Source organism: Acinetobacter sp. 228 (assembly GCF_048147885.1).
Map to the genome: position 1 here is coordinate 12,163 of NZ_JAYWYV010000014.1, position 12,420 is coordinate 24,582.

Below are 12,420 nucleotides of genomic sequence, written 5' to 3' on the forward strand. Positions count from 1 at the left end.
TAACAGATGGCCTAAAAGTACGATATTTGCTAAAAATCTTGGGACTTAAGCTGAAAAATTACAATTCGGTTTCACAAATAAATACAACATTTGCTCTTGTCGCCATTTTTATTCCTGCCTAGACTGAGTTCAACTTTGACAATAAAAATAATTACTTATGAACTTATGGCAGCTGTTTTTAAAACTTCGTCCCTTTGTACGTCCTTATCGGCTGCTGGTAATTGCCACCCTGATTTTAACCCTGATCGGCTCCTTTACTGCACAGGTCAATGCGCTGACCCTGCAATACGCTGTCGACAGCATCAATGCCCTGCTGGAAAAGGGCCAAGGACTGGAGCAAGGCTGGCATATTCTGATCACGATTTCGGCGATTTTGCTCGGCAAAGAAATTATCAATGCCTTTGTTCAGTTCGGGCAGAAGTTCTATGGAGAGAAACTGCGGATTTTTGTGTCTCAGGATCTGGCTCAAGGCATCATTGAAAAGTTTTTAAAATACCGGCTGGCTTTTTTTAATCAGGACAATAATCAGGCCGGAAAACTACAAACCCGGATTGACCGTGGCATCAGCTCCCTCACCCGGCTGGTACAGATTTTCTTTATTGATATTTTACCGTTGTTTACCAGTGCAATTGTGGCATTGGGCCTGATGTATTACGCCAATGTTTATGTGGGTCTGGTGGCCACTGCCATTGTCCCGATCTATTTCTGGCTGACCTACAAACAGGCGCAGAAACTGGGGGGCTGGCGTCGTAGTCTGCGAGATGGCCGGGAGAAAAAGAGTCAGGGCATTCTCAGCATCATCAATTCGATTACGGTCATTAAATCTTTTAACCGGGAATCGATTGAATCGGAAAAGCAGCTGAGCTTACAGCGTGAGCTGACCGATAACCAGATGAAAACCCGGCAGACCAGTTTCCTATTTGATGGCCTAAAAACCTTTATTGAACAGATCGGTATAGTCCTGATTATTATTCTGACTTCCTATTTTGTACTGGATGGACAGATGAGTATCGGCATGATCATGTACCATGTGCTGCTCTTTAATAATGTCTCTGCCCCGATTCGCTCTCTGCACCGGATTTATGATGAAGTAAATGATGCCATGATCTATTCGGAGAGCTTTTTCAAGATTCTGGAAGCGGATGCTGAAATTGAGCAAAGCGGACAGCAAAAACCACCTGTCCAAGGTCGATTTCAATTAAGTGGCGTGAATTTTTATTATCCGAATGGGCATCATGCCTTAAAAGATATCAATATGGAGATTCGTCCCAATACCATTACCGCACTGGTGGGATTATCCGGAGCCGGAAAATCAACCTTGATCAGCTTACTGGATAAATTTTATGAACCACAGGAAGGTCAGATCAAGCTGGATGGGATCGACTTAAAAGATTATGACACTCAATATCTGCGTGATCATATTGGATTGGTATTACAGAAAAACCATATTTTCCAGGGCACGATTTTTGACAATATCCGTTATGGCAAAACCAATGCCAGTATGGATGAGGTGATTGCAGCTGCTCAAAAAGCCTCGATTCATGAACAGATCTTACAACTACCGGATGGCTATGATTCCGATGCCTTGCAACTGTCTGGCGGTCAGCAACAGCGGATTGCCATCGCACGGATGTTCCTGAAAAACCCGCCCATCATTTTTCTGGACGAGCCGACGGCGAGTCTGGATGCCATTGCGACAGAACAGATCAAACAAAGTCTGGATCAGATCAAGCAAGGCCGTACCGTGATTATTATTTCGCATAGCCTGTCTCAAATTATTGATGCAGACTATACCTACGTGATGAAAGAAGGTTGTATTGCCGAACACGGTGAACATGACGCGCTTTATCATCAGGATGGCGTGTATAAGGAAATTTTTGATGCGATGGCCAAAAGTCTGAATATTGAAAAAATAGCCAAGACTTTTGAAGATGATGCAGAAGAAGAAACCCATAGCTAGCTTTTCTATCCTCATCAAAAAAACCTCCAGTACGGAGGTTTTTTATTTGAATTGGGGAGATTTAACGCTGCACTCTCTGTTCAATTTCTTCAACGCTGGTATGGCGCACATCAAAACCTTTGACCATATAAATGACCTGTTCCGAAATATTCCGGGCATGATCACCAATTCTTTCTAGCGAACGCAGTACCCATAATACATTGATGACACGAGTGATATGCCGCGGGTCTTCAATCATATAAGTCATGAGCGTACGTGTCGCCGACTGATATTCACGGTCAATATCTGCATCTGCCAACATGACTTTCAGCGCCTGATCTACATCCAGACGCGCAAAAGCATCCAGTGCATCATGAATCATCACCCGCACCTGGTTGCCGATATGCCGGGTTTCCATATAACCGCGCGGTGAACCACCCTCTTCACACAGACTTTGTGCAATCCGACCTATTTTTGAAGCTTCATCTCCGATCCGCTCCAGATCGGTATTGGCTTTAGACATGGCAATTACCATGCGCAGGTCAATCGCAGCAGGATGACGGCGCGCCAGAATCAGGGTCAGCGCTTCATCGATTTCACGCTCCATCTGATTTACGACATTGTCCTGGAACTGCACGTCTATTGCCATTGAAACATCTGTATCCAATAAGGCATGAATGGCGTTGGCTACCTGCTGTTCTACCAGTCCGCCCATTGTCATAAATTTGGTATTGACGTCCTGCAATTCATCATTAAATTGCGAAGAAATGTGATGAGTTAATACAGGATTATTTGGACACAAGGAAAGCTACTCCTGAACGGCAGAGAAAAAATGATCAATAATAAGTCATATTAAAGCATATCTATGATGAAAGTTTGATGACAATCGTGATGCTATAGAGGCTGCGATGGATCATATTCAATCAGCCAGGCATTCAGCGCTGCCAGTTCCTTTTCAGTCAACTGCCCGACCGAGGCCTGCAATTGCAGGACATGTAGCAGATAATCATATTTGGCATTCAGATAATCGGTCTTGGCAGAAAAGGCATTGCGCTGGGCCAGCAACACATCAACCATGGTCTTTAACCCTTCGTCATATTGTGCTCTGGATGCCCGCGAGACAACTTCCGATGATTCCATCGCAGCTTGACGTGCATTCAGCTTGGCCTGATCGGTTTCTACCTGCATGAAGGACTGCTTTACATCAGCATTGGCTTTACGGATCGCAGCCTCCAGCTGGGCTTCACTTTTTTGTACATTTATGCCTGCCTGACGAATACTTTTTTGCGTGCGTCCCCCGGTATATAGATTCCAGTTCACTTCAACGCCAATCTGGTCAAAATCGCCGTTGCTGGACATAATCGTTTCCGGTGGCTGTTTGAGATAGCCATAGGTGCCTACGGCTTCGACCTGAGGATATAACGCAGCCTGTTCGACGCGTTTGGCATCTTCAGAATATCGTCTTTGCAGACGTGCCTGCAGAATTTCCAGATTCTGATTTTGCGCCAAATCTATCCAGAACTGCATATTACTCGGAACCGGTTTCTGGAACTGAAAGTCGTTGCGTAATACTGCCAGATTTTCCCGATAAGGCCCAATTAACCGAGCCAGCTGCTCTTGAGCCAGAACCAGCTGGACCTGAGTTGAAATCCGGTTGGCCTGGGCACTTTGATACTGGGCATTGGCCTCACTCACATCACTACGGGCTACCAGACCTTCTTTCAGTTTGGCATTCATCATTCGTAGCTGTTCAGATAAAGCCTGTTCTTCCTGCAAATATGCTGTGGTCAAAGACTGCTGCCGTAAGACATTAAAATAAGCTTCAGCCACCTGTAAAATATGCTGCTGTTTTTGCAGCTGTAAATTTACTTCACTCAGTTCGACCGAGGTTTTGACCTGTTTATAGCCTTGCCAGGCATCCCAGCGGAATAAAGGCTGGCGTGCAGTGAGTGCGAGCTGACGAGTCGTGGTGCTGGAAGTCACCAAGCTGGAAAATTGGGGATCGGCAGGCGCATCCGTGGACTGGTTTTTACGGGTCACATTTCCTGAAAGGGTAATGGTCGGCAGCAAGTTGCCGCTAGCAACCCCCAGATTGAGCTGATCTGCCTGATACTGCAATACATTCGCCTGCCAGGTTGGATCATTTTGCTGGGCACGTGCATAGGCTTCTTGCAAATCCAAAGCAAAAACCGACGGGCTGCTCATCAATAAACTAGCCACGACAACGAGTTTTAGTTTCATTTTATAGTATTAATCCCCAACCGCGATTCAAAGCAAAAAATTGCTGGCGCTTTAAGCCAAATTATACTAAAGATATCTTTTGAATTTTTACGTATGATTTTTATTAATTTTTTAATATAAAGATCAATTTTTATCCATCATTCATTCAATTTCTGCCCAGCCCTATCGGCAATGTAACAAAGCAATTCACAATACTAAACATAGTATTTTAATTTGATCTATACAATATCTTCCTACAAGGCCGTTATTTTCTGAATTCACCTATACAGAGTCCTGAAGCATAGTGTTAATGCCATTCAAGTCGATATTCAAAGCCTGTTTAGTTATTGGTGGTGTGCTGTTTCTAGGAGGTTGCCAACAGCCCTCTGACCCACAGATCCAGATTGAACAGACTGAAGCCAAACAAAAGCAAAGTCCAGTCAATGACTTTAGCCTCATGTGCCAGAATATTGAAAAAAATATGTCCCAGATTAATGACCAGCGCACCACGTTCGCATTGGAACAGATTAATCAGGATCTTAAAGTGTGCCTGCCGTTGATGGATCTGGCGGAGCAAAAGCACCTGATGCTGCGTTCTACCGAAATGTATCAGCGCTTTTTAAAGGTAGACCGTACCGAGTTCCAGCAACGTGCTTTCGAGCAGTATGCACTGGAAATGGCACAGCATCCGACCATTCAGCAAGCTCATTTTCAACAGCTTACTCCACGGGACCAGTATCTGTTAAAGCATAAAAATCAGGCTTATGTAGAACTGCTGGACTTAGGCAATGGCAATTTGCAATATCGCCGTAGTCCGGAATATCTGGCCCGTATTTTTGCTCCGTATCTACCGGCTGCCGAAAAAGCCTTTATTGAAAATCTGGCAGAACAGAATAAGGACCCGGTACTGGTTGAAAAACGCCTGCAGATTGAAGCACCTGAAATTGCAGCTCGTAGTCTTTTCTGGGAAGACTATCTCAAGACTTATCCCAACAGCAGCTATAAACGCGATGCCGAATATCTGCTCAAGCAATATACCTATTTCCTGTTTAGAGGTACCGAACAGTCACCAGTTTCGGAAGACTATCGCGACCGTTATGCTGTGGATACCAGCCACCTGGAAACGATCATCGGGCTGGCAAACGGCCAGAAATCGAAGCTGTCTACACAGGCACGTCTATTCTTAGAGTTTCTGGACATGAATCCGGAACAGCGTCAGCAAGCCTTGCCTGCAGACTATAGAAACCGTTCAGCAACAGAACAGATTCTGTACTATGCCCAGATCAGTCCGCCCTCACAAAAATACGATAAAGACTGTTTTACCGATGCCATCTGCATCTAGTTCATCAGTGATAGATTCAGTTCATTTGACAAGGTCTGAATCATTCCTTGCTTAAAGTTGAGAGATTTAAACCTGTTTATTCTACCTAAACTGAGCTAAGCTTTAGCCTCGCTTGACGGAGCGCGAGTAAATCCTCGCTGAGATCATGTGATTCCTTTTATCGTTATCAGGAATTGAGCATGAGTACCGTTGAACCTGATCAGGTTAATACCTGCGTAGGAATCAAGCCAGCTAAAAACCCAGCCCTTGCTTTATCTGTTCAGGATAAATCTGCCTACGTTTTTGGTCGTGCTTGATTCGTTGATGTCATTCATAAGGATCATAGCCATGAACCAGTTAACGAATCTTTCTTCTGAAACTACCCTCTCCGCTCATGAACAGGAAGCCCGGGATCTAACGCGGATTCTGCCCGCTTCACGTAAAGTCTATCTGCAAGGTTCCCGTCCTGATATTCAGGTGCCCATGCGGGAAATTTCCTTAAGTGAAACCCCGACCAGTCTGGGTGGCGAACATAATCCGCCCTTAATGGTGTATGACACCTCTGGTGTGTATACCGATCCCAATGTGACGATTGACCTGAACAAAGGTCTGCCGAATGTTCGTGAAAACTGGATTGAACAGCGCAATGATAGCGAAATTCTGGATCAGCTCAGTTCTGAATTTGGCCGCCGGCGTTTACGCGATATCCGTACCGCCGCAATCCGTTTCGCGCATATCCAGAAACCACGCAAAGCCAAACGTGGCTGTAACATCACCCAGATGCATTATGCCAGGCAAGGCATCATCACACCGGAAATGGAATACATCGCCATTCGTGAAAACCTGCGTCAACTCGATGGTGTCGATATGCGCCAGCATCCGGGCCAGAATTTTGGTGCGCAGAATTTACGTGAAATCACCCCGGAATTTGTGCGTCAGGAAGTCGCTGCAGGACGTGCAATTATTCCGGCCAATATCAATCATCTGGAACTGGAACCGATGATCATCGGGCGTAATTTTCTGGTGAAAATCAATGCCAATATTGGTAATTCTGCACTCGGTTCAAGTATCGAAGAAGAAGTCTCGAAAATGACCTGGGCGACACGCTGGGGTGCAGATACCATTATGGACCTCTCGACCGGCCAGAATATTCATGAAACCCGGGAATGGATTATCCGCAACTCTCCTGTACCAATTGGAACCGTACCGATCTATCAGGCCCTGGAAAAAGTCAACGGGGTGGCCGAAGACCTGACCTGGGAGATCTTTAAAGACACCCTGATTGAACAGGCTGAACAAGGTGTGGATTATTTCACCATTCATGCTGGCGTGCTTTTAAGATATGTACCGCTGACTGCCAACCGTTTGACCGGTATCGTCTCGCGTGGCGGTTCGATCATGGCGCAGTGGTGTCTGGCACATCATCAGGAAAATTTCCTGTATACCCATTTCGATGAAATTTGCGAAATCATGAAAGCCTATGATGTGTCTTTCAGTCTTGGCGATGGTTTGCGTCCCGGCTGTGTGCAGGATGCCAATGACGAAGCACAGTTTGCAGAACTTCGAACCTTGGGTGAACTGACCCATCGTGCCTGGGAGCATGATGTACAGGTGATGATTGAAGGTCCGGGCCATGTCCCGATGCATATGATCAAGGAAAATATGGACCTGCAACTGGAGGTCTGTAAAGAAGCTCCATTTTATACCTTGGGACCACTCACCACCGATATCGCACCGGGTTATGACCATATTACTTCGGCAATAGGAGCCGCGATGATTGGCTGGTATGGTACCGCGATGCTGTGTTATGTCACCCCTAAGGAGCATTTAGGTTTACCCAATAAAAAGGATGTCAAAGACGGCATTATTACCTACAAGATTGCCGCGCATGCAGCCGATCTGGCCAAAGGTCATCCGGGTGCGCAAGCTCGGGACAACGCCCTGTCCAAGGCCCGTTTTGAATTCCGCTGGGAAGACCAGTTCAACTTGAGTCTGGATCCGGACACAGCACGCAGCATGCACGATGAAACCATGCCGAAAGCCGCACATAAATCGGCACATTTCTGCTCCATGTGCGGACCGAAGTTCTGTTCAATGAAGATTAGCCAGAATGTTCGGGATTATGCCAGTCAACAGGCTACTCCTGGTCAGCCGGCCACATCTCAAGCCGAAATAGAAGCAGGTATGGACCAGATGAAAGCCAGCTTCCATAATTCCGGCCAAAATTTATATCACAAACTTTAAAACTTTAAAAAAAACAGTTGTCTTCAAAAAAAACTCAGATAGGATGAAAATAAATCAATTTCTTCATTCTATCTGAGCATATGAATATTATTAAACAGGCCTCTTATAATAAAAAAGACTTTCACATAGAGGCACGTGAGTTCTTGTACCGGGGATTTATCCAGGTGGAAAAAGTCAGCCTGAAGCATCGTTTATTTAATCAGGAAACATCGACTCCTGTTTTGCAACGCGAGCTGATTCACCGGCCAGAAGCCGCAGGGGTGCTGATGTATAATCACCAACAGCAGAAATTCGGCCTGATTGAACAGTTCCGGATTGGTGGACTGGACGATGTTGACTCTCCATGGCAACTCGAAGTAATTGCTGGTGTTCTGGATGGAGACGAAGCACCTGAAACGTGTATCCGCCGTGAGGCACTCGAAGAATCAGGCTGTACACTGGATGAGTTACAGCATATTTTCAGCTTCTATCCTTCAGCAGGTGCCTGTTCCGAGCTGTTCCATTTATATGTGGCCCAGACCGAATTGCCTGAACAGGGCGGTATTTTTGGCATGCCGGATGAAGGGGAAAATATCCAGCTGCATATTCTGGATTATGCCGATATTCCCGTCTTGCTCACCAATGGCCGCTTAAAAAATGCACCTGTCATTATGGCCTTGCAATGGTTGCAGCAAGATATTCATACTGCAGGAATCTGTCTAAGGGGAAAGACATGAGTTTCAAGCAGTCGAGCATCAACACACAGCCAGATTGGACCATTATCCAGATTTCTGATACTCATCTGATGGATCGGGAAGGACTGGAATTTGCCCGGATGAATCCCGAGCAGAGTTTTCATGAAGTGATGCAGCATATTCAGCAGCGCTTTCCCCAAATGGATGCACTGATTCATACTGGTGATCTGGCACAGGTTCCGGTCGAAAGCACTTATCAGCGATATCTGGAATATATCCGGTCTTTAAACGTACCGTATTACCAGATTCCGGGCAATCATGATGACACGCGGGTCTTCCCTTTTTACCAGAACACCAATCAGGCCCATGCAATTCATTTTGGTACCTGGACCATGATCCTGTTAAATAGTGCCGTTCAAGGCAAGGTCGATGGCTGGGTGGAACAGGACCAGCTCGACCAATTAGATCAATTATTGCTTGAATTCAAGCATCAGCATGTCATCGTTGCTTGCCATCATCATCCTTTTGCGATGAAATCGCACTGGATTGATCAGCACCGGCTCAAAAATGCTGAAGATTTGAAAGATGTACTGGCTCGACATCAGAATATCAAACTGGTTCTGTTTGGTCATGTGCATCAGGATTCCTGCAACGAATGGCACGGTATCTACTTTTTATCCACGCCATCGACCAGTGTGCAGTTCAAACCTGAGAGTGAAGATTTTGCACTCGATCAGGCGGCACCGGGCTATCGTGTATTACATTTGCAACAAAATGGCGAGTTTGATACTTATATAGAACGGGTGGCACTGAGCCAGCAAAATATTAATACCGAAATTTCAGGTTATTAACTTTCCAATTTGTTTTTTTTGCATTACTTTATTGCAACCCAAGGAAATGTGATATGCATAGTCCATACATCAAAGACTATCAATAAGCATAAAAAGTCTATATGATGACGGCCCCCACAGGAGGATAATCCTTCTACAGGGTGGATAAAAATTGCATATCACCATATTTTTTGCGTAGCAATCATACGCATATGATGAGGAATGCCCTAAATGGCGAATGACAACCAAAATCAAGTCTTAGACAATCAAACTGAAGTTGTAGAAGAGAAAGCTGCAAAGCGCGTACGTAAATCTAAACCTAAAACGACTGATGGTGGTTCTACTGCTAGCTTATTTGGTATTGAACCTTATCAACCTAAAAAAAATGAAGAATATATGTCTGAAGGTCAGCTTCAGCATTTCCGCGAAATCTTGCTGGCCTGGAAAGCTGAACTGATGTCAGAAGTGGATCGTACCTTAAATACGATGCAAGACGAAAATACCGCTCTTCCAGATGTCAACGACCGTGCGACTCAGGAAGAAGAGTTTGCCATCGAACTTCGTACTCGTGACCGTGAACGTAAACTGATCCGCAAAATCGAGCAATCTATCGAAGCGATTAAAAACGATGACTACGGTTTCTGTGAAACTTGTGGTATCGAAATTGGTCTGCGCCGTCTGGAAGCACGTCCAACTGCAACGTTATGTATCGACTGCAAGACTTTGGCAGAGATCAAAGAGAAGCAAAATAACGGTTAATGATGCTGTTGAATAATCCTCCCCTAACCCCTCCTTTAAAAAAGGAGGGGGACAATAGGATGGCTTATGTGGGTCGGTTCGCGCCATCGCCAACCGGCCCTTTGCATTTTGGTTCCCTCATTACTGCTATTGCCAGTTACTGCGATGCCAAAGCCCATCATGGCAAATGGCTGGTCCGGATTGAAGACACCGATATTCCTCGTATTTATCCCGGCAGCGAAGAGCATATCCTGCGTGCCCTGGATGCCTTTCAGCTTGAACCTGATGCCGAAATCATTTTCCAGAAAGACCGTTTAGATATTTACGAAGACGTCATCCAGCAATTACGTCAGCAAGGCCTGGTCTATGCCTGTCAATGTACCCGTAAAATGCTCGGTTCCAACCATATCTATCAGGATACCTGCCGCAACTTGGGTCTGGCTTTTGAGCATCAGGCCATCCGTTTAAAAGTTGAAGATGTTGAAATCTGTTTTGAAGACCGGCTGCAAGGTCGGCACTGTTCAGAACTGAAAAAAGATCTGGGCGATTTTGTCTTAAAACGTCGTGATGGCATTATCAATTACCAGCTGGCTGTAGTGGTCGATGATTATCTGCAAGGCATGACTCATGTGGTACGTGGGGCTGACCTTTTAGATAATACTGAACGGCAAATCTATCTGGGGCAGCTACTCGGTTATCCGCGTCTAAGCTATATGCATCTGCCGCTGGCAATGAATGATCAGGGGCAAAAACTGTCAAAACAGAATCTGGCCCAGGCACTGGATTTGACTCAGGCGCCACAATTATTAAAACAGGCACTTCAGGCTTTGCATCAGGCTGAAGTTGATTTAGATGCTCCACAGCGGATGCTGCAACAGGCAGTGGCGCAATGGGATATCAAGCGGATTCCACATACAACTGAGCTACAAGGTCACTATTTATAAAAACAGCTTTTCACTTAAGCTAGACTTCTAGAATGAAAAATAGATAGGAAGAATAGTATGTTTTTTATTTTTGGTGTCGGCCCTAAAACCAAAACGATTGAGAAAAGCCAGTTTCTGTGTCCAGTCTGCCGGACCCGTTCGGGCTATGAGCTGAAACAGCAGCGTAATTATTTTTCTTTGTTTTTTATTCCCTTGATTCCACTTTCCAAGCCTAAAACTGCTTTTGTGACCTGTTCCAATTGTGGAACCGCAATGCCGAGCACGGTACTGGACCATGCTCAGCCAGAGCCAGGACGAAACTCGAATCTAGAAGCTTGATTCTTCGCGGCTTGGATTGACCTGACGCGTGGTCGAATCAATTTTCAGAATCAGACTGATCATGACTGCACAGATAATCAGGGATGAACCACCATAACTGATAAATGGCAGCGTCAAACCCTTGGTCGGCAACATGCCCATATTCATGCCGGCATTCACCAGAATCTGTAACAGGAAAATGATACTGATGCCATAGGCCAGATAGCCGGCACGCAGATATTGATGCTGCAAAGCACGATGTCCGATACGGATACAGCAAACCAGCATGGTAAAGGACAAGATCAGGATGGTCGAAATGCCTAAAAAGCCAAATTCCTCACCCAAAATTGCCAGCATGAAGTCAGTATGCGCCTCAGGCAAATAAGACATTTTCTGGATACTATGCCCCAAGCCTACCCCTGCCCATTCGCCACGGCCAAAGGCCATCAGGGCATTGGAGAGCTGATAACCGGTGCCTAAGGGATCTTCCCAAGGATTCGAGAAAGACAGCAGACGTTGCAGACGATACGGTTCCAACAGAATCGCGGCAGCAAAGGCGCCGACCAGGGTCATGAAGGCCACACCGAACTGAATCCAAGGTGCGCCTGCCAGAAAGAACACGCCAAGCATGGTTAAAGTAATTACCACAGTTGCACCCAGGTCAGGCTCGAGAATAATCAAACCGACGGTAGCACCCATGATGGCACTTAAACGGACCAGACCCTTGATATTATTGCGTACTTCCTCGGCACGGCGTACCACGTAGTCTGCGGTAAAAATCGCCATCATCACTTTAGCGACTTCCGAAGCCTGCAAGGTAAAACCAGCGACCCGGATCCAGCGCTTGGAACCATTGACTTCCGTCCCGACAAATAGCACGGCCACCAAAAGTACGATGGTAATAATCCACAAAAAGAAAGTATTATTAAACCAGACTTTTAAGGGGATTTTATAAGCCAGAAAAGCTGCCACGGCAGCGACAAAAATCGAAATACCGTGCCGGCTAATATAGTGAAACGGATTTTCATGCATCCGTTCTGCATAGGGCATCGAGGCCGATGCCACCATGATCGAACCAATACAGAGCAAAGCCAATACACAGAAAATCAGCACATTTCGTGGATTCAGCTCAGCAGGTAGTCGAGGCACCCACTGCGTATAAAATTGATTTAATTTATTGATCGTAGTCTGAGCAAACCCAGCCATATCACGA

11 protein-coding genes and 1 riboswitch are annotated in these 12,420 nt (G+C 45.7%); of the genes, 8 read left to right on the forward strand and 3 right to left on the reverse strand.

The features are described from left to right. The first annotated feature begins 157 nt into the window (after window positions 1-157). Window positions 158-1,960 carry an ABC transporter ATP-binding protein gene (locus VXQ92_RS11075; RefSeq protein ID WP_416681634.1) on the forward strand — a complete coding sequence of 601 codons (1,803 nt, stop codon included), beginning with the start codon at window positions 158-160 and terminating at the stop codon, window positions 1,958-1,960. 61 nt (window positions 1,961-2,021) lie between these two features. Here VXQ92_RS11075 and phoU read toward each other — a convergent pair whose 3' ends face one another. Then, entirely contained in the window at window positions 2,022-2,741 is a 720-nt protein-coding gene (gene phoU / locus VXQ92_RS11080; protein ID WP_064094642.1) for a phosphate signaling complex protein PhoU, read from the reverse strand. 92 nt (window positions 2,742-2,833) lie between these two features. After that, complete coding sequence (locus tag VXQ92_RS11085; RefSeq protein WP_416681637.1) at window positions 2,834-4,180, reverse strand: TolC family outer membrane protein; 1,347 nt, start codon at window positions 4,178-4,180, stop codon at window positions 2,834-2,836. Window positions 4,181-4,469: 289 nt separating this feature from the next. Between VXQ92_RS11085 and VXQ92_RS11090 the strand changes: the two genes are divergently transcribed. The 7 genes from VXQ92_RS11090 (at window position 4,470) to VXQ92_RS11120 (ending at window position 11,228) form a co-directional block, all read left to right on the forward strand. Beyond that, window positions 4,470-5,501, forward strand: a complete 1,032-nt coding sequence (locus VXQ92_RS11090; RefSeq protein ID WP_416681639.1) for a hypothetical protein — start codon at window positions 4,470-4,472, stop codon at window positions 5,499-5,501. Window positions 5,502-5,607: 106 nt separating this feature from the next. After that, window positions 5,608-5,740: riboswitch (TPP riboswitch) on the forward strand. A gap of 88 nt (window positions 5,741-5,828) precedes the next feature. Continuing rightward, a complete protein-coding gene (thiC, locus tag VXQ92_RS11095; protein ID WP_416681641.1) occupies window positions 5,829-7,724 on the forward strand; it encodes a phosphomethylpyrimidine synthase ThiC in 1,896 nt (631 codons plus the stop codon). A gap of 80 nt (window positions 7,725-7,804) precedes the next feature. After that, complete coding sequence (locus VXQ92_RS11100) at window positions 7,805-8,440, forward strand: NUDIX domain-containing protein (protein ID WP_416681644.1); 636 nt, start codon at window positions 7,805-7,807, stop codon at window positions 8,438-8,440. Further along, entirely contained in the window at window positions 8,437-9,249 is an 813-nt protein-coding gene (gene cpdA, locus VXQ92_RS11105; protein ID WP_416681647.1) for a 3',5'-cyclic-AMP phosphodiesterase, read from the forward strand. Before VXQ92_RS11100 ends, cpdA begins: the two co-directional genes overlap by 4 nt. A gap of 210 nt (window positions 9,250-9,459) precedes the next feature. Next, window positions 9,460-9,987: an RNA polymerase-binding protein DksA gene (dksA, locus tag VXQ92_RS11110; protein ID WP_416681649.1), complete on the forward strand. Its 528-nt coding sequence runs from the start codon at window positions 9,460-9,462 to the stop codon at window positions 9,985-9,987. A 2-nt stretch (window positions 9,988-9,989) separates the two neighbouring features. Continuing rightward, entirely contained in the window at window positions 9,990-10,910 is a 921-nt protein-coding gene (gluQRS, locus tag VXQ92_RS11115; RefSeq protein ID WP_416681722.1) for a tRNA glutamyl-Q(34) synthetase GluQRS, read from the forward strand. Between the two features lie 57 nt (window positions 10,911-10,967). Beyond that, the gene (locus VXQ92_RS11120) at window positions 10,968-11,228 is read left to right on the forward strand and encodes a zinc ribbon domain-containing protein (protein WP_071851147.1); all 261 of its coding nucleotides are present in this window, start codon (window positions 10,968-10,970) and stop codon (window positions 11,226-11,228) included. Here VXQ92_RS11120 and ftsW read toward each other — a convergent pair. Beyond that, window positions 11,217-12,413, reverse strand: coding sequence for a putative lipid II flippase FtsW (gene ftsW / locus VXQ92_RS11125; RefSeq protein ID WP_064102355.1), 1,197 nt, complete (start codon window positions 12,411-12,413; stop codon window positions 11,217-11,219). The genes VXQ92_RS11120 and ftsW overlap by 12 nt on opposite strands. Window positions 12,414-12,420: the final 7 nt, after the last annotated feature.